Here is an 18,363-nt window from a genome sequence, read left to right on the forward strand (position 1 = left end):
GTGTTATCCACATCGCTGTCATTAGTCAGCACGTTGCCGGTGGCCGTGGTGTCTTCGGCGACGGTGTTGCTATCAGCCGTCAGCACGCTCGCGTCGTCGACCGGGGTGACGCTCAGGTCCAGGGTGCTGGTGGCGCCGGTGTTGGTGGTGTAGCTGACTTGCGGCACGGCACCGTTGTAGTTGGTGTCCGGGGTGAAGCTGTAGTCGCCGTTGGCGGCAATAGTTACCGTGCCAACGCCGGCGATCGTTGCGACTTGACCCGCAGTAAAGGAACCGGTGACACCGGCGACGGTGAAGCCGGTCACGCTCAGGGTGTTGTCCACATCGCTGTCATTAGTCAGCACGTTGCCGGTGGCAACGGCGTCTTCGGCAATGGCTTGGGCGTCGGCGGTCAGCACGCTCGCGTCGTCGACCGGGGTGACATTGAGGCCGAGGGTGCTGGTCGAACCGGTGTTGGTGGTGTAACTGACTTGCGGTACCGCGCCGTTGTAGTTCTCGACCGGGGTGAAGCTGTAGTCGCCATTGGCGGCAATAGTCACCGTGCCAACGCCGGCGATCGTTGCGACTTGACCCGCAGTAAAGGAACCGGTCACACCGGCGACGGTGAAGGTCGCAACACTCAGGGCGTTATCGACATCGCTGTCATTGCTCAGCACGTTGCCGGTGGCGACGGTGTCTTCGGCGATGGTTTGGGCGTCGGCGGTCAGCACGCTCGCGTCGTCGACCGGGGTGACGCTCAGGTCCAGGGTGCTGGTGGCGCCGGTGTTGGTGGTGTAGCTGACTTGCGGCACGGCACCGTTGTAGTTGGTGTCCGGGGTGAAGCTGTAGTCGCCGTTGGCGGCAATAGTTACCGTGCCAACGCCGGCGATCGTTGCGACTTGACCCGCAGTAAAGGAACCGGTCACACCGGCGACGGTGAAGCCGGTCACGCTCAGGGTGTTGTCCACATCGCTGTCATTAGTCAGCACATTGCCGGTGGCCGTGGTGTCTTCGGCGACGGTGTTGCTATCAGCCGTCAGCACGCTCGCGTCATCGACCGGGGTGACGCTCAGGTCCAGGGTGCTGGTGGAACCGGTGTTGGTGGTGTAAGAGACTTGCGGCACGGCGCCGTTGTAGTTCTCGACYGGGGTGAAGCTGTAGTCGCCATTGGCGGCGATAGTCACTGTGCCGACGCCGGCGATCGTTGCGACTTGACCGGCGGTGAAGCTGCCGGTCACACCAGCGACGGTGAAAGTCGCAACACTCAGGGTGTTATCGACATCGCTGTCATTGCCCAGCACGTTGCCGGTGGCAACGGTGTCTTCGGCGATGGTTTGGGCATCAGCGGTCAGTACGCTCGCGTCATCGACCGGGGTGACGCTGAGGTCCAGGGTGCTGGTGGCGCCGGTGTTGGTGGTGTAGCTGACTTGCGGCACCGCGCCGTTGTAGTTCTCGACCGGGGTGAAGCTGTAGTCGCCATTGGCGGCAATAGTCACCGTGCCAACGCCGGCGATCGTTGCGACTTGACCCGCAGTAAAGGAACCGGTGACACCGGCGACGGTGAAGCCGGTCACGCTCAGGGTGTTATCCACATCGCTGTCATTGCCCAGCACGTTGCCGGTCGCTGTAGCGTCTTCTGCAATGGTTTGTGTGTCTGCAGTCAAGACACTCGGATCATCGACCGCCGTCACGGTGAGATCCAGCGTGCTGGTCAAGCCAGTGTTGGTGGTGTACGTGACTTGCGGTACGGCGCCGTTGTAGTTGGCGTCCGGAGTAAAGCTGTAGTCGCCATTGCTGCCGATGGTCAACGTACCGACACCGACGATGGTCGCCGTCTGGCCTGCGGTGAAACTGCCGGCCATGCCGGCGACGGTGAAGCTGGCGACGCTGAGTGGCGTGTCGGCATCGCTGTCATTAGTCAGCACGTTGCCGGTCGCGACACTGTCTTCGGCCTGTGTGCCCGTATCAGCGGTCAGTACGCCCGGAGCGTTGGTGGCTGTGGTGTTCTGATTGCCGATATCGAGCGTGGTGGCTGTGGCAGTGGAATCAGGACCGCCGGTTGGGAAACCAATAGTCGGGTCGACCCGGCCAGCGGTTGCATCCAGCATCACGAAACTGTGGCCGCCACCTGCCGCGCCGCCTGTGCCGGCAGCTGTCGGGCCGGCTGCGGTGGCTTCAAGGTCTTTGGTCGGGTCGGCACCGGCAACGATGGCTTGCTGCAGCTCTTCAACCGATGGCGCGGCTTGTGCAGTGGCTTGTGCAAGGTCAGCGCTAGAATCCGGGTCGCTGCCGCTCCACTGAGTGTCACGGCCAAGGTCCAGGGTTCGGCCATCAGCCAGTTCGAGCGTGACAGCACCTGCCGCGCCAGTATCTACCTGATCGCCGACAAACAACCGATCGCCTTCAACGAGTACGCGTCGCACGCCCTCTGGGGACACAGCGAAAACCTGACCGACAATGCTTTTGACGATGGCCACAACACTGCTCATTGAAGACTCTCCGGGTGTCACGTTCAGTTGACTTCCATGGACCTGATGGCGTGTTCGCCAAATCAGTCTGGACGTACTTTCAAGATTTTAGAGGCACAACTTTGACGCGGTTAATCGTCAATAAATTGGCTATATTTTTTCGATATAAACTTTATGCCAAACTATTGACCTTGTGCACGCCATCCTAAACACTCCCCCCCGTAATGTCACATTGATATTTAAGCGCTGGCCCGTGCCAGAGAGTGTGACGCAGTTCCAAAATGCAACTTTCCGACACACGGTCATTCCGGTTGTCATCATCCGATGCAGCGGCACGTTCTGCAGTGATTCAAGACAAGTAAATCCTGGAAACTCCAACCATGCGTTTGCACCTGCTCAAGGCTTTACCCTTCGCCCTTGCCGCCAGTTTTGTTCAGGCGCAGTCCCTCCCGGAGGCCATGCAACAGGCACTGGATGTCCATCCGGAGATCCAGGCAGGCGTTAACAGTCGATTGGCCGCGGATTATCAGTTAAAGGCAGCAAAAGGTGGATACCTCCCACGGGTCGATCTGCTGGGTGGTTACGGTCGCGAAGGCACTGACAATGTCACCACGCGTGCCGGTGGCAACAACAATCACTGGGAAAACTTGAATCGCAGCGAATCGAGCGTGCGGTTGTCGCAAATGGTGTTTGACGGTTTTGCGACGTCGAGTGAAGTGGGGCGTCAACAAGCCACTGTTAATTCCCGCGCCTACTCTTTGCTGGGCACGTCCGAACGCACCGCGCTCACCGTCGCTCAGGTGTATCTCGACGTACTGACCCGCCGCGAATTCGTGCGCCTGGCGACTGACAACCTGAAGAGCCACGAACGGATTTTCGACCAGATCAAACTGCGCACCCAGCGCGGCGTGGGCAGCGGCGCCGACCTCGATCAGGCCGAAGCGCGTATGGCCCAGGCCCGCAACAATCTGATCACCGAGCAAACCAACCTGGCTGACGCCGAGACCACCTTCCTCAGCGCCGTCGGCCAGATGCCCGATCAGCTGGAGCGTCCTGCCGATTTCATGGCGCTGTTGCCGGCCAACCTGAATGAAGCCCGGGCGCAGATGCTGGAAAACAGCCCGATCCTGCGTTCCGCCGAGTCGGACATCGCCGCTGCCGAGGAACAGTACGCGGCGGCCAAGTCGACCTTCTACCCGCGCTTCGATGCCGAATTGGGTCGCACCGCCGACAACGACATCGACGGCCAGAACGGTCACAGCAACGAATGGCAGGCCATGTTGCGCATGCGCTTCAATCTGTATGCCGGCGGAAGCAACAAGGCGGAACTGGAATCCAAGTCCTACCTGTCCACCCAGGCACTGGATATTCGCAACAATGCCTTGCGCGTGTTGAACGAAGAACTGGGCCTGGCCTGGAATGCCTTGAACAACGCCAATGCCCAAGTGCCGATCGCCCAGCAATATGTCGATCACAGCACCAGCGTGCGCACCGCGTACCAGAAGCAGTTCAGTCTGGGCGAACGCACCTTGCTCGACCTGCTCGACAGTGAAAACGAGCTGTTCTCGGCTTCTCGTCGCCTGGCGGAGATCAAGAACATTCAGTTATTTACTCAGTACCGAATCAAGGCGACCATGGGCGAGTTGCTCAAGAGCCAGGGAGTGGTCGCACCGTTGGCATCCGTCGTGCAAAACGACGTGAAGCCCAAGGTTCAACTGCCCGGTATGAACTGAGCAGAACCTTCGTTGTTCAATTGTTAGCCAAGAGTGCCGAGCGTGGAATCAGAAGTCAGTCGAGTTCAACTCATTCATGATCCACGCGCGCTGCACGACGATCCATTACTGGACGGCTTGCTGGCTCTTTGCACCCTGCATCAAAAACCGGCCAGCGCCGCGATGTTGACCACCGGCCTGCCGTTGCCCAAGCAGCGCCTGAGCGTTGAATTGCTGCCCCGCGCGGCCGCTCGCGCCGGCCTGCAAGGGCGGGTGCTGGTACGCAAACTGGAACAGATCCCGGCGATTGCCATGCCGGCGCTGTTGTTGCTCAAGGATGGTCGCAGTGCCGTCCTGCTCGGTTGGCAAGATGACGACCAGGCGCGCCTGCTGCTCAGCGAAAGCGATGGCGGCGAAAGTGTTGTCAGCCGTGAACTGCTGGCCGATGACTACATCGGCAAAGTGTTCTTCGCTCAACCCCAGCACAAATTCGACGTCAATCACGGCACGCTGATCCCGCGTGCGCGTTCGTGGTTCCGCGACACCCTCAAGCGTTCGCGCTGGCTGTACGCCGACGCCATCGCCGCCAGTTTCCTGATCAACATCATTGCCATGGCCGCGCCGCTGTTCGTGATGAACGTCTACGACCGCGTCGTACCGAACCAGGCCGAATCGACCTTGTGGGTATTGGCCATCGGCATCACCGGGGCGTACCTGTTCGACCTGATCCTCAAGAGCCTGCGCAGCCTCTGCCTGGATCTGGCCGGGAAGAAAACCGACCTGATCATCTCGGCCACGTTGTTCGAGCGCATCGTCGGCATGGCCATGAAGTACCGTCCCGCACGGGTCGGCAGCTTTGCCCAGAACATCCATGAGTTTCAGAGCCTGCGGGATTTCCTGGCTTCGCTGACCCTCACCAGCCTGATCGACCTGCCGTTTACGCTGCTGATCTTCATGGTCATCGCGATTCTCGGCGGGCATCTGGTGTGGATTCCGGTGCTGGCGTTCCCGATTGCCCTGCTCATCGGCTATGCCTTGCAGAAGCCACTGGTGGCGACCATGGAGCGGACCATGGCGCTGGGCGCCGAGCGTCAGTCGAGCCTGATCGAAACCCTCGCCGGCCTCGATGCAGTGAAGGTCAACAACGCCGAAAGCGAGCGCCAATATCAGTGGGAGCAGACCATCGGCACCCTCAGCCGCCTCGAGTTGCGGGTGAAAATGCTCTCCGGTCTGGCGATGAACATCACCTTGCTGATCCAGCAACTGGCCGGGGTGATCATGATCGTCTTCGGCGTGTACCAGATCATCGACGGTCACCTGAGCATGGGCGGTTTGATCGCCTGCTACATGCTCAGCGGCCGCGCGCTCAGCCCGCTGGCCTCGCTGTCCGGCCTGCTGACGCGTTACCAGCAAGCGCGGGTGACCATGACCTCGGTCGATCAGATGATGGAGCTGCCGCAAGAGCGCAATTTCGAAGAGCGTCCACTGAGCCGCAAAGTGCTGCAAGGCGCCATCGAATGCCGGCAGATGAACTTCACCTACCCGAACCAACAGAACGCGGCGCTGAAGAACATCAACCTGATCATCAAGCCTGGCGAGAAGATCGGCATCATCGGGCGCAGCGGCTCGGGGAAAAGCTCCCTGGCCAAACTGCTCGTCGGCCTCTACCAGCCGGACGATGGCGCCCTGTTGGTGGATGGCGTCGATATCCGTCAGATCGACGTCAGCGAATTGCGCCACAACATTGGCTACGTGGCCCAGGACATCCAGCTGCTGGCCGGGACCCTGCGCGACAACCTCGTGTCGGGCGCGCGTTATGTCGAAGACGAAATGGTGCTGCAAGCTGCCGAACTGGCCGGTGTGCATGAATTCGCCCGCCTGCACCCGCAGGGTTATGAGCTGCAAGTCGGCGAGCGTGGGCAGAACCTGTCTGGCGGTCAGCGTCAGAACGTCGCCCTGGCCCGTGCGTTGTTGCTCAACCCGCCGATCCTGCTGCTCGATGAACCGACCAGCGCCATGGACAACACCGGCGAAGAACGCCTCAAGCAACGCCTCGCGGCGGTGGTTGAAAACAAAACCGTGGTGCTGGTGACGCACCGGGCTTCGCTGTTGTCGCTGGTGGATCGTCTGATCGTCATCGACCGCGGGCAGGTTCTCGCCGACGGCCCGAAAGCCGCGGTAATGGAAGCGTTGAAGAAGGGGCAGATCAGTGTTGCTTAAGTCGGGTTTCAAGAATTCGATCGGCCGTTATTTCAAAGGATCCGATTCGCTGCATGGCCAGCCACTGCCCGAGGTCAACAAAGCGCTGATCGAAGACGCCCCACGTGTGGTGCGGCTGACCATCTGGGCGATCATCGGCTTCTTCGTGTTCCTGATGCTCTGGGCCAACTTCGCCGTGATCGACGAAGTCACCAAGGGCGACGGCAAGGCGATTCCCTCGTCCAAGATCCAGAAAATCCAGAACCTTGAGGGCGGCATCGTCTCCGAGTTGTTCGTGACCGAAGGGCAGATCGTCGAAGCCGGCGCGCCACTGATTCGCCTGGACGACACGCGATTCGCCTCCAACGTCGGCGAAACCGAAGCCGATCGACGCTCGATGCTGTTGCGAGTAGAACGCTTGAGCGCGGAAGTCGACGATCGTCCGTTGAACTTCCCCCCTGACGTTCTGAAAGCCGTGCCTGGCCAGGCCGCCAGCGAAGAGTCGCTGTACATCAGTCGCCGTCAGCAGATGCACGATGAAATTGGCGGTTTGGAGGAGCAGTTGATCCAGCGTCAGCAAGAGCTGCGCGAGTTCACCTCCAAACAGTCGCAGTACCGCAGCGGTCTCGCGTTGCAGCGTCAGGAAATCAACATGTCCGAGCCGTTGGTGGCCCAGGGCGCGGTATCACCGGTTGAAGTTCTGCGACTCAAGCGCGCCGAGGTTGAAACCCGCGGGCAACTGGACGCGACCACCCTGGCCATTCCTCGCGCCCAATCGGCGATCAAGGAAGTGCAGCGCAAGATCGACGAGACGCGTGGCAAATTCCGCAGTGAAGCACTGACTCAACTCAATGAAGCACGCACTGATCTGAACAAGGCCCAAGCCACCGGCAAAGCCCTGGAAGACCGCGTCAGCCGGACGCTGGTCACCTCACCGGTGCGCGGCATCGTCAACAAATTACTGGTCAATACCATTGGCGGCGTAATCCAGCCGGGCAGCGACCTGGTGGAAATCGTGCCGCTGGACGACACCTTGCTGGTGGAAGCGAAAGTTCGCCCGCAAGACATCGCCTTCCTGCATCCGGGGCAGGAAGCGACGGTGAAGTTCACGGCGTACGATTACACCATTTATGGTGGGCTGAAGGCCAAGCTTGAGCAGATCGGTGCTGACACCATTACCGATGAAGACAAGAAAACCACTTACTACATCATCAAACTGCGCACTGATCGCAGTCACCTGGGGACGGATGAAAAGCCGTTGTTGATCATCCCGGGGATGGTGGCTTCGGTGGATATCATCACGGGCAAGAAGACCATTCTCAGCTACCTGCTCAAGCCGATTATCCGGGCTCGGGCTGAAGCTTTGCACGAGCGGTAGATCTCTGCCGGGGCTGATGGCCTCATCGCGAGCAAGCTCGCTCCCACAGGGGATTTGTGAACAACACAGAACCAATGTGGGAGCGAGCTTGCTCGCGATGGCGGCATCAAATGCACTGCAACTCAAAAGCCATATCGTTATTCGCTAACGGTATTTAAATTTAAGTTCTTATATCTATAAAGTCACTCTCCTGCGTACCTGCCGACCAATCGGCGCGCCGCACGACACGAACCAACACGGGACCTCCGTGAGTTTCTTGATCGACGCGCGCGCCCTTGAGCGTGCCGTGCGTGGGAGTGATTTATGTCTGCAGCAACGGTTTCCCCAAGCGCCGCGAACATCGCGCCGCAAACCTTCGACATCCGCCCGTTCAGCGGCGCTGTCGGTGCCGAAATCATCGGCCTCGACCTGTCCCGCCCGATCAATGATCAGGACTTCGCCCGCATCCACCGCGCGCACCTGGATCATCACGTCGTGGTGTTCCGCGACCAGCGCATTACCCCCGAGCAACACATTGCCTTCAGCCGCCGTTTCGGTGTGTTGCAGATCCACGTGCTCAAGCAATTCCTGCTGGCCGGGCATCCGGAAATCCTCATCGTTTCCAACATCATCGAAAACGGCCATTCCATCGGCCTCGGCGACGCCGGCAAGTTCTGGCATTCCGACCTTTCCTATAAAGAACTGCCAAGCCTGGGCTCGATGCTGCACGCCCAGGAGCTGCCATCCGAGGGCGGCGACACGCTGTTCGCCGACATGCACAAAGCCTGGGACAACCTGCCCGAAGCGCTACGTAAAGCCGTCGAAGGTCGCTCGGCCGCGCACTCCTACACGGCGCGTTACAGCGAGACCAAATTCGAAGGCAACTGGCGCCCGACGCTGACGCCTGAGCAGCTTGCTCAGGTGGCTGAAGTGGTCCACCCGATTGTTCGCACTCACCCGGAAAACGGCCGCAAGGCGTTGTTCGTCAGCGAGGGTTTCACCACCCGCATCGTTGGTTTGCCGGAAGACGAAAGCAAGCAACTGCTCGACGAGCTCTACGCCCACAGCGTGCTGCCGCAAAACATCTACCGCCATCAATGGCAGGCCCACGACCTGGTGTTCTGGGACAACCGTTCGCTGATTCATCTCGCCGCCGGATGCCCGAGCTACCTGCGCCGCAAGTTGTATCGCACCACCATCCAGGGCGACGCGCCTTTCTGATTTGTCGGAGAAACTCTCATGTCCAAACGTCTTCCCTTTGCACCGCTGGCCGCGGCCATCGGCCTGGGTTTCAGCCTGATCGCCGGCAGCCTGGTGGCGCCGACCGTGGCCCACGCTGAAGGTGAAATCCGCATCGCCGAGCAGTTCGGCATTGTTTACCTGTTGCTCAATGTGGTGCGCGATCAAAACCTGATCGAGAAGTACGGCAAGCAGGAAGGCATCGACATCAAGGTCGACTGGACCCAGCTCTCCGGTGGTGCGGCGGTCAACGATGCGTTGCTCTCCGGTTCCATCGACATTGCAGGCGCCGGCGTCGGTCCGCTGCTGACCATCTGGGACCGCACCCGCGGCAAGCAGAACGTCAAAGCCGTCGCCTCCCTCGGCAACTTCCCGTACTACCTGGTGAGCAACAATCCCAAGGTCAAAACCATCGCTGACTTCACCGAGAAGGACCGCATCGCGGTACCGGCGGTCGGCGTGTCGGTGCAGTCGCGCCTCTTGCAATACGCGGCCGCCAAGCAGTGGGGCGACAAGGAATTCAATCGCCTGGACAAGTACACCATCGCCGTTCCGCACCCCGACGCCACGGCGGCGCTGATTGCCGGCGGCACCGAGTTGACCGGGCACTTTTCCAACCCGCCATTTCAGGATCAAGAGCTGGCCAACCCTAACGTCCACGTTGTGCTGAATTCCAATGACGTGCTCGGCCCGAACTCGCCGACAGTACTGTTCGCTACCGAGAAATTCCGCGACGAGAACCCGAAAACTTATAAGGCGTTCGTCCAGGCGCTGACTGAGGCGGCCGAGTTTGCCCAGAACGATAAAGGCGCGGCGGCGGACACGTACATCCGTGTCACCAAGGCCAAAATCGACCGTGCCGCGCTGCTGAAAATCATTGATAACCCGCAGTTCGAATTCAGCGTCACGCCGAAAAACACTTACCCGCTGGCCGAGTTCCTCTACCGCGTCGGCGCGATCAAAAACAAACCGGATTCGTGGAAGGACTACTTCTTCCAGGACGCCAAACCGTTGCAAGGGAGCTGACCGACATGAACGCCCCTTTGCAAGGCCACACGGTCAGCAAACCGATCGCGGCAGCCCAAGCGCTGCTGTCGGTCGACAACGTCAGCCTCGAATACCGCACGCCACAGCGTGTGGTTCGTGCGACCCATCAGGTCAGTTTTGAAATCGATCCGGCAGACCGCTTTGTACTGCTCGGGCCGTCCGGTTGCGGCAAATCAACGTTGCTCAAGGCGGTCGCCGGGTTCATCCAGCCGTGTGAAGGGGAAATCCGTCTTCAGGGGCAAACCGTTCATGCCCCGGGGCCGGACCGGATCGTGGTGTTCCAGGAGTTCGACCAACTGCCGCCGTGGAAAACCGTCAAACAGAACGTGATGTTTCCGCTGCTTGCCTCGAAAACCCTCAAGCGTAAAGAGGCCGAGGAGCGGGCGCTGCACTACCTGGAAAAGGTCGGTCTGGCGGCGTTTGCCGATGTTTATCCGCACACCTTGTCCGGCGGCATGAAAGCGCGGGTGGCGATTGCTCGGGCGTTGGCCATGCAGCCGAAAATCCTCTTGATGGACGAACCCTTCGCCGCCCTCGATGCGCTGACCCGCCGCAAGATGCAGGAAGAATTGCTGCTGCTCTGGGAAGAAGTGCGCTTCACGCTGCTGTTCGTCACGCACTCCATCGAAGAAGCGCTGGTGGTGGGCAATCGAATCCTGCTGCTGTCGCCGCATCCGGGGCGGGTGCGGGCGGAAGTCCACAGGCATCAATACGACTTGCACAGCCTTGGCGGCGTGGCCTTTCAGGAGTCGGCGCGGCGCATTCATCGGTTGTTGTTCGATGAAGGTCAGTCCCCGCAAACCGAGCGTGAGCTGGATTTCTCCGACATCCGCATCGCTTATTGAGCCATTGAGAGGAGTGCCCGATGAGCCTTTTACCATCCCCGCGTGAAGAATTTGAAACAGTGTTGCAGCCACTGACGAGTGTGCCGCTGGAGCGTGAATTGCCGCTCGGTCAGCGCCTGTGGCAACAAGGCTGGTTACGCAAAAGCCTGATCCTGATTTTGCTCGCGGTCCTGTGGGAGGTGGTTGCCCGTGTTCAGGACAACGATCTGCTGCTGCCTAGTTTTCTGCAAACCGGGAGCGCGCTGTATGGCGGCTTGCTCAGTGGCGAGTTGCTGGGCAAAGTCTGGATTTCGCTGGTGGTGTTGCTCAAGGGTTACCTGATCGGCATCGTCCTGGCGTTTGCCCTGACCACGCTGGCGGTGTCGACGCAGTTCGGTCGCGACCTATTGAGTACGTTGACCTCGATGTTCAACCCGCTGCCGGCGATTGCGTTGTTGCCGTTGGCGCTGCTGTGGTTTGGCCTGGGGCAGAACAGCCTTATTTTTGTGTTGGTGCATTCGGTGCTCTGGGCCTTGGCGCTGAATACCTATGCCGGGTTTCTTGGCGTTTCGGAAACCCTGCGCATGGCCGGGCGCAATTACGGCCTCAAAGGCATGCGTTTCGTGCTGTTCATCCTGATCCCGGCAGCGCTGCCATCGATTCTCGCCGGACTGAAAATCGGCTGGGCCTTCGCCTGGCGCACGCTGATCGCCGCCGAACTGGTGTTCGGTGCCACCAGCGGCAAGGGCGGCTTGGGCTGGTACATCTTCCAGAACCGCAACGAGTTGTACACCGACAAGGTGTTTGCCGGGTTGGCGGTGGTGATCCTGATCGGCTTGCTGGTGGAAAACCTGGTGTTTGATACGTTGGAGCGGGTCACCGTGAAGCGGTGGGGGATGCAGCGGTAAAGTTCTATGGTGTCTGGTCTGGCCCCTTCGCGAGCAGGCTCGCTCCCACAGGTTTTGTGTCGAAAACAAAATCTGTATCCGCTCAAGATCCACTGTGGGAGCGAGCCTGCTCGCGAAGGGGCCAGATCAGCCAACACATCAGCCGGGGGATGTTTGCTAGCATTGCGTCTGCATTAATCCAGATCAGACACGAGTGCTCAGCATGCAACTCCCGGACATGAACTTGTTGGTCGCCCTCGACGCCTTGCTCGACGAGGGCAGTGTGGTGGGCGCCGCACGGCGGATGAACCTCAGCCCGGCGGCGATGAGCCGGACGCTGACGCGTATTCGCGAGGCCATCGGCGATCCGATCCTGGTGCGCGCCGGTCGTGGCCTGGTGCCGACGCCCAAGGCGCTGGCGTTGCGCGAGCAGGTGCGTGACGTGGTGGAACAGGCTGCGCTGTTGTTTCGCTCGGCCGATGCGGTGGAGCTGGGCACATTGCGCCGTCGGTTCAGTATTCGCGCCAATGACTTTTTCGTCGGCGTTTACGGCGGAAAGCTGTTCGACACTCTGGATCGTCAGGCGCCGCACTGCGAACTGCGTTTTGTGCCGGAAGGCGATGGCGATGACGAAGCGCTGCGCGAAGGGCGGATCGACCTGAGCATCAGCAATACCCGGCCGTTGACCCCGGAAGTGAAGATTCAGAATCTGTTCTCTACTCATTTCGTCGGCCTGGTTCGCGAAGACCATCCGCTGTTCGACGAGGAGATCACGGCCGAACGTTTCGCCGGGTTTTCCCATATCAGCATGTCCCGTCGCGGCATCGCCCGTGGCCCGATCGATACCGCGCTCAACGCCTTGGGGCTGGAACGGCGGGTGGCGGTGATTGCGCCGAGTTTCCATGCGGCGATGTTTGCCTTGCCTGATTCCGATTTGATTCTGCCGGTACCCAAGGAGGCATTGCTGAGCGTCCAGCGCCTGGGTCTGAAGCTACGTTCCTTCACGCTGCCAATTCCCTTGCCCACCCTGATGCTGACCCAGGCCTGGCACCCGCGTTTCGACAAGGATCCGGCGCATCGCTGGCTGCGCGAAACACTCAAGGCCTGTTGCGACGAGACGTGGCTGGCCGCACAACCTACCTGAAGCTGATCACTTACCCCTGTGGGAGCGGGCTTGCTCGCGAAGGGGCCATCACATTCAACATCTATGGCGACTGATACACCGTTTTCGCGAGCAAGCCCGCTCCCACAGGGGTTTTGTATTGCTGCGTCCAGCGCATTTATAAGCTGCCAATAAGTCAATTTTCGTAAGGTCCCGCGCTTCTTAAAATGCTTCGGTATTCAAACCCCGGAGCTTGCAGTACATGACTTCCCTCACGGTCACGGCGCCTCTCGCCGCGGCCAGCCCGGCTGCCGTTACGCCACCGGTCTTTGGTCCACGGATCATCATCGGCCTGGTGGGCGTGTTATTGGCGGTGCTGGTGTCGGGCCTGAACGAAATGGTGACCAAGGTTGCCCTGGCCGACATCCGCGGCGCGTTGGCCATCGGCTACGACGAAGGCACTTGGCTGGTTGCCAGTTACACCGCGACTTCGGTGGCGGCCATGGCTTTCGCGCCGTGGTGCTCAGTGACGTTCTCACTGCGCCGGTTCACCCTCTGCGCCATCAGCGCATTCACCCTGTTGGGCGTGTTGTGCCCGTTCGCTCCAAACTACGAAAGCCTGCTGGTCATGCGCACCTTGCAAGGCCTGGCGGGCGGTGCGTTGCCGCCGATGCTGATGACCGTCGCGCTGCGCTTTTTGCCGGCCAACGTGAAGCTTTATGGGCTGGCCGGTTATGCCCTGACCGCGACGTTCGGTCCGGGGCTCGGCACTCCGCTGGCCGGGTTGTGGACCGAACACGTCGGATGGCAATGGACCTTCTGGCAAATCATCGCGCCGTGCCTGATCGCCATGCTCGCGGTGGCGTATGGCTTGCCCCAGGACCCGTTGCGCCTGGAGCGCTTCAAGCAATTCAACTGGCGCGGCTTGCTGCTGGGGTTTCCGGCGATCTGCATGCTGGTGATCGGCATTTTGCAAGGCAATCGGCTGGACTGGTTCGAGTCGAGCCTGATCTGCGGATTGCTCGGTGGTGGGTTGCTGTTGCTGGTGTTGTTCCTGATCAACGAATGGTCGCAGCCGATGCCGTTTTTCAAGCTGCAGATGCTCGGCATCCGCAATCTGTCGTTCGCCTTGCTGACCCTGGCCGGGGTGTTGGTGGTGCTGCTGGCGGTGATCATTATTCCGTCCAGTTACCTGGCGCAGGTCCAGGGTTATCGCCCGGTTCAGACCGCGCCGATCATGTTGCTGGCGGCGCTGCCGCAGTTGATCGCGCTGCCGTTGGTGGCGGCGTTGTGCAACCTGCGTTGGGTCGATTGCCGCTGGGTGCTGGGGATTGGCCTGAGCATGCTGACGCTGTCCTGCATCGGTGGGTCGCAGCTGACGTCGGTGTGGAATCGCGACGACTTCTATGTGCTGCAACTGCTGCAAATCTTCGGTCAGCCGATGGCGGTGCTGCCGCTGTTGATGCTCTCCACCGGCAGCATCAGCCCGATGGAAGGGCCCTTCGCTTCAGCCTGGTTCAACACCGTAAAAGGCCTGGCGGCGGTGATCGCCACCGGTGTGCTGGAGGCGTTGACCACCTCAAGGCTGCATTTCCACTCGGTGATGCTGGTGGACAACCTCGGCAACTCACCCCTGGTCGACACCGACAGCGCGGGCCTTGCCCACCGGCTGCATGAGCAGGCCGTGGTGCTGACGGCATCGGATCTTTATCTGTGCATGGCTGGCGTCGCACTGGCGCTGATCCTGCTGATTTTCTGGCTGCCGACGCGGATCTATCCGCCGCGCGCGCCGACTTGAATGCTTCGCTGAAACAGAAGGTTTTTATGACGACTCAATCAAAGCAAAAAGTGGCTGTTGGCGTCGCCGCGGTGGTGGCGCTCGGTGTGCTGGTGTATTGGCTGGCGCCCGGCCTGTTCGGCAAGCGCACGCAACAGAACACCAATGACGCCTTTGTCTCGGCGGACTTCACGCTGGTGGTGCCGCGCGTGGCCGGGTTCATCAAGGAAGTGCTGGTGGAGGACAACCAGCAGGTCAAGGCCGGGCAGCTGCTGGCGTTGATTGATGACCGGGATTTGCGTGCCGCCGCCCAAGCGGCAGACGCTGAAACCCTGGTGGCCAGGGCGCAACTGCAAAATGCCCGTGCGACCCTTGAACGCCAGGCTTCGGTGATCGCTCAAGCCCAGGCCACGGCCGTGTCGGCCAAGGCTGAAATGGCCTTCGCCGAGCATGAATTGAACCGCTACAACCATCTCGCCGGAGTGGGCGCGGGCACGGTGCAGAACGCCCAACAAGCGCGTACTCGCATCGATCAGGCCACCGCGCGGCTGGCTAACGTGACGGCGGTGCTGGCGGCGGAACGCAAACAGGTGGAGATCCTCACCGCCCAGCGTGACGCGGCGGAAGGTGGGCTGAAACGGGCGCAAGCGGCGCTGGAAATGGCCAGCTACGAGCTGTCCTACACACGCATCGTTGCACCTCAGGACGGTATGGTCGGCGAGCGCGCCGTTCGGGTCGGCGCCTATGTCACGCCGGGGAGCAAAATCCTCGCGGTGGTGCCGCTTGCGCAGGCCTATGTGGTCGCCAATTTTCAGGAGACTCAACTGACCGACGTGCAGCCGGGGCAGGACGTGCAAGTGCGTGTCGACAGCCTCGGCGGTGAGGCCCTGAGCGGTCGAGTCGAGAGCATCGCACCGGCCACGGGTGTGACGTTCGCCTCGGTCAAGCCGGACAACGCCACCGGCAACTTCACCAAGGTGGTGCAGCGGATTCCGGTGAAAATCGTCCTTGATCCGGGTCTGGCATTGGCCGAACGGTTGCGCGTGGGGATGTCAGTTGAGGCGAGTATTGATACGGCAAGTGCCACCACCGATGAGCATGAGGTCGCTCAACGATGAAGGTTTTCGTTGATAGGGCTGACGTCTTCGCGAGCAGGCTCGCTCCCACATTAGATTTAGGTAATGCACAGATTCATGGCGCAGAAAAAGATCCCCTGTGGGAGCGAGCCTGCTCGCGAAGAGGCCGGTGGCCTCAACTAACTTTTTGCGCCTTGTTAGTCATGAGCCTTTCAGCCTGCACCGTCGGCCCGGACTTTCAAAAGCCTCAGGCACAGCCAATCGCCGAGTGGTCGACACCGTCCAGGTCTGCCGCCAGCCAAGCCGTCGCCGAGACCATGGACGAACGCTGGTGGGAAGCGTTCCACGACCCGAAACTTTCAGCCCTGACTCAGCGAGCCCTCACCGACAACCTCGACCTGAAACTCGCCAGCAGCCGCTTGCAGCAAAGCCGCGCTGTGCGTCAGGTGATCACCGCCGACCGTTACCCGAATACCGCCGCCACTGGCAGCTACGGGCGTAAACGCAACAGCGGCGAAGGCTTGAACGATCCGTCGGGACACAACGGCGACTCGGCGTACAACCTGTGGGACGCAGGCTTCTCCGCGTCCTGGGAACTGGATTTCTGGGGTCGTGTGCGTCGCGAAACCGAAGCCGCCGACGCCACCCTGGAAGTCGCGGAAAACGACCGGCGCGGTGTGCTGCTGTCGGTGCTCGCCGAGACCGCTCAGGACTACATTCAGCTGCGCGGTGTGCAAAGTACGCGAGCCGTCACCGAGGAGAACCTCGACGTCGCCCGCCACAGCCTGAAACTCTCGCAGCTGCGCCTGGCCGACGGTGTCGCCACCGACCTGGATGTCGCCGAAGCGGCCGCTCAGGTAGCGGCTATCGAATCGCGTCTGCCCGCTCTGGAGCAGCGTCAGTCGCAACTGATCAACGCCTTGAGCCTGTTGATGGGCGAGCCGCCGCAATCGCTGTCTGCCGAGTTATCCACAGACGCCCCGGTGCCGCAAACCCCGCGTCAGGTTGCTATCGGCCTGCCGTCGCAACTGGCCGAACGCCGCCCGGACATCCGCCAGGCCGAAGCCCGCCTGCATGCCGCGACCGCGAGCATCGGTGTGGCCAAGGGTGATTTCTATCCGCGGATCACCCTGTCGGGCAACATCGGATCGCAAGCCATGCAGCTCAGCGATTTCGGCTCCTGGGGCTCGCGTTCCTTCGGTATCGGCCCGCAATTCAGCCTGCCGCTGTTTGACGGCGGTCGCCTGCGCGGCGTACTGCACTTGCGCGAAGCCCAACAACAGGAAGCCGCCATCGCCTACCAGCAAACCGTGCTGCGCGCCTGGCATGAAATCGACGATCAACTGACGGCCTACAACGCCAGCCAACTGCGTCGCGACAGCCTTGCCGAAGCCGTCCGCCAAAACCAGATCGCCCTGCGAACCGCGCAACAGCAATATGTGGAAGGGGTAGTGGATTTCGTTAACGTGCTGACGGTGCAAGGCGCGTTGTTGGCGACTCAGGAGCAGTTTGTGGAGAGCTCTACCGGGGTGTCGCTGGCAATGGTCGGGTTGTACAAGGCGTTGGGTGGGGGGTGGGAGTCGGTGTATCCAGTGGCAAACGTAGTTACCAGTAATCCGGTTTGATGGCAGGCGTTTTACGGGTAGGCGCGCGTTCCGGGAACTGGTGTGACTGCAACTCTTCTGCAGAGATGACTCGACGCATCCAATGGGAATGTTCCTTCAGCGAACCTGGTGAAGGACAGTTCAATTCAGCTCGATGAGGAAGAATGACCCCGATAGTTATGTCAGGAAAATCTTCGCGAATAGCTTTAAGGGCTGGAGTCATGTCTGTGTCGCTGGAAACCAGTACGAGTTGTTCAATACGGTCATGCACTTCAAGAGCGGCTTGCTTGGTAGCAGTGCGGTACATGCTGATCGCGATGTGAACATCCGTTTCTTTCTCTTCAAGCTTCCAAATGTCGACCTTGTCTTGACGGGAAGCACCTGTTTTCCTGTCGATGAAGCGCGGAGCTTTCGCCGGTTCGAGCGAGTGCCGGCCATAGTGCACTGCTACTTTGGTAGCTTTCAGTGCTCGCACATAGGAGTCTTGAGCCTCTTTCGAGATTTTTCCCCGAGTGGCGAGTATCGGTTTTACGGAAGAAGTGAAGTAATCAACGGAGATGATTGAGCTTTGCGGGTTTTCGATATATGTGACATGGGCCAGCAGGCCTTTGAGGTTGAGCCACTTAATAGGGAGTGCCCGCGAGCAACCCGTAAAACAGATTGTAGCCATCAACAAAAAAAGCGGTGCGCACGAACTTAATCCTCAAAAACGAAAAAACCGGCCTAGGCCGGTTTCTTCACCCCAACTGCCAGAGAACTGAATCTCTGCGTACGGGGTTGAGTTGGAGCAATCCTAAGTCGTGCTCGCCACGCACGTCAACCACCGATTGACCAGGAGCTACACGACGGCATGCACTCCAGCGCCGACGAGTCAGTTTTGATCACCGACCTAGGTTATGGTCAAGGCGTTGTTGACCTGAGTTATTAGTGATTGCTACAGGAAGAGTGTTGAGGTGCTGCATTTCGATAAAAGTTTGAAGTGTATGTTCCCAATTTGATGTGGGATTTATTACCGAGGGGTACTGAAGGAAAGCCTAAGTATCTGTGCTGAGAAATTTGGCTATTTTGAAACATTACATTTCTATCCAATGA

Annotated in this window: 12 protein-coding genes and 1 pseudogene; 11 read left to right on the forward strand and 2 right to left on the reverse strand. The window is 60.1% G+C overall.

Translation table 11 applies throughout. The features are described 5' to 3' along the window. A partial coding sequence (locus EAH74_RS18920; RefSeq protein ID WP_140680319.1) for a retention module-containing protein occupies window positions 1-2,468 on the reverse strand: 2,468 nt, incomplete at its 3' end. A gap of 359 nt (window positions 2,469-2,827) precedes the next feature. Between EAH74_RS18920 and EAH74_RS18925 the strand changes: the two genes are divergently transcribed. From EAH74_RS18925 to EAH74_RS18980, 11 genes are all read left to right on the forward strand, one after another. Then, window positions 2,828-4,180 (forward strand): TolC family outer membrane protein, encoded by a 1,353-nt coding sequence (locus EAH74_RS18925; RefSeq protein ID WP_140680320.1) that lies wholly within the window; start codon window positions 2,828-2,830, stop codon window positions 4,178-4,180. Window positions 4,181-4,222: 42 nt separating this feature from the next. Then, on the forward strand, window positions 4,223-6,379 hold the full coding sequence (locus EAH74_RS18930; RefSeq protein WP_140680321.1) for a type I secretion system permease/ATPase: 2,157 nt from the start codon (window positions 4,223-4,225) through the stop codon (window positions 6,377-6,379). Continuing rightward, window positions 6,369-7,736 carry an HlyD family type I secretion periplasmic adaptor subunit gene (locus EAH74_RS18935; protein ID WP_140680322.1) on the forward strand — a complete coding sequence of 456 codons (1,368 nt, stop codon included), beginning with the start codon at window positions 6,369-6,371 and terminating at the stop codon, window positions 7,734-7,736. The genes EAH74_RS18930 and EAH74_RS18935 overlap by 11 nt, the downstream gene beginning before the upstream one ends. Window positions 7,737-8,039: 303 nt before the next feature. Beyond that, window positions 8,040-8,936 carry a TauD/TfdA dioxygenase family protein gene (locus tag EAH74_RS18940; protein WP_140680323.1) on the forward strand — a complete coding sequence of 299 codons (897 nt, stop codon included), beginning with the start codon at window positions 8,040-8,042 and terminating at the stop codon, window positions 8,934-8,936. An 18-nt stretch (window positions 8,937-8,954) separates the two neighbouring features. Continuing rightward, window positions 8,955-9,980, forward strand: a complete 1,026-nt coding sequence (locus EAH74_RS18945; RefSeq protein ID WP_140680325.1) for an ABC transporter substrate-binding protein — start codon at window positions 8,955-8,957, stop codon at window positions 9,978-9,980. A gap of 5 nt (window positions 9,981-9,985) precedes the next feature. Beyond that, entirely contained in the window at window positions 9,986-10,846 is an 861-nt protein-coding gene (locus EAH74_RS18950) for an ABC transporter ATP-binding protein (protein ID WP_140680326.1), read from the forward strand. A 20-nt stretch (window positions 10,847-10,866) separates the two neighbouring features. Then, window positions 10,867-11,733, forward strand: coding sequence for an ABC transporter permease (locus EAH74_RS18955; protein ID WP_140680327.1), 867 nt, complete (start codon window positions 10,867-10,869; stop codon window positions 11,731-11,733). Window positions 11,734-11,935: 202 nt separating this feature from the next. Further along, complete coding sequence (locus EAH74_RS18960) at window positions 11,936-12,856, forward strand: LysR family transcriptional regulator (protein WP_123369079.1); 921 nt, start codon at window positions 11,936-11,938, stop codon at window positions 12,854-12,856. A 220-nt stretch (window positions 12,857-13,076) separates the two neighbouring features. Then, entirely contained in the window at window positions 13,077-14,612 is a 1,536-nt protein-coding gene (locus tag EAH74_RS18970; RefSeq protein ID WP_140680328.1) for an MFS transporter, read from the forward strand. Between the two features lie 26 nt (window positions 14,613-14,638). Next, the gene (locus EAH74_RS18975) at window positions 14,639-15,709 is read left to right on the forward strand and encodes an HlyD family secretion protein (RefSeq protein WP_140680329.1); all 1,071 of its coding nucleotides are present in this window, start codon (window positions 14,639-14,641) and stop codon (window positions 15,707-15,709) included. Next, window positions 15,706-17,292, forward strand: a complete 1,587-nt coding sequence (locus EAH74_RS18980) for an efflux transporter outer membrane subunit (protein WP_140680330.1) — start codon at window positions 15,706-15,708, stop codon at window positions 17,290-17,292. Before EAH74_RS18975 ends, EAH74_RS18980 begins: the two co-directional genes overlap by 4 nt. On the opposite strand, the pseudogene EAH74_RS18985 reads toward EAH74_RS18980, so the two are convergent. Continuing rightward, window positions 17,273-17,963: pseudogene (locus tag EAH74_RS18985) on the reverse strand (NYN domain-containing protein). The gene EAH74_RS18980 and the pseudogene EAH74_RS18985 sit on opposite strands and share 20 nt — an antisense overlap. Window positions 17,964-18,363 lie beyond the last annotated feature (400 nt).

This window comes from Pseudomonas mandelii (genome assembly GCF_006438925.1).
In the GTDB taxonomy this organism is placed as follows: Bacteria; Pseudomonadota; Gammaproteobacteria; order Pseudomonadales; family Pseudomonadaceae; genus Aquipseudomonas; species Aquipseudomonas mandelii_C.

What these genes read in the sequence shown, in the direction of transcription:
- EAH74_RS18975 (WP_140680329.1), top strand. Translation starts at nt 14,639, where the DNA reads ATGACGACTCAATCAAAGCAAAAAGTGGCTGTTGGCGTCGCCGCGGTG.
- EAH74_RS18960 (WP_123369079.1), top strand. Translation starts at nt 11,936, where the DNA reads ATGCAACTCCCGGACATGAACTTGTTGGTCGCCCTCGACGCCTTGCTC.
- EAH74_RS18980 (WP_140680330.1), top strand. Translation starts at nt 15,706, where the DNA reads ATGAAGGTTTTCGTTGATAGGGCTGACGTCTTCGCGAGCAGGCTCGCT.
- EAH74_RS18940 (WP_140680323.1), top strand. Translation starts at nt 8,040, where the DNA reads ATGTCTGCAGCAACGGTTTCCCCAAGCGCCGCGAACATCGCGCCGCAA.
- EAH74_RS18955 (WP_140680327.1), top strand. Translation starts at nt 10,867, where the DNA reads ATGAGCCTTTTACCATCCCCGCGTGAAGAATTTGAAACAGTGTTGCAG.
- EAH74_RS18970 (WP_140680328.1), top strand. Translation starts at nt 13,077, where the DNA reads ATGACTTCCCTCACGGTCACGGCGCCTCTCGCCGCGGCCAGCCCGGCT.
- EAH74_RS18950 (WP_140680326.1), top strand. Translation starts at nt 9,986, where the DNA reads ATGAACGCCCCTTTGCAAGGCCACACGGTCAGCAAACCGATCGCGGCA.
- EAH74_RS18945 (WP_140680325.1), top strand. Translation starts at nt 8,955, where the DNA reads ATGTCCAAACGTCTTCCCTTTGCACCGCTGGCCGCGGCCATCGGCCTG.
- EAH74_RS18925 (WP_140680320.1), top strand. Translation starts at nt 2,828, where the DNA reads ATGCGTTTGCACCTGCTCAAGGCTTTACCCTTCGCCCTTGCCGCCAGT.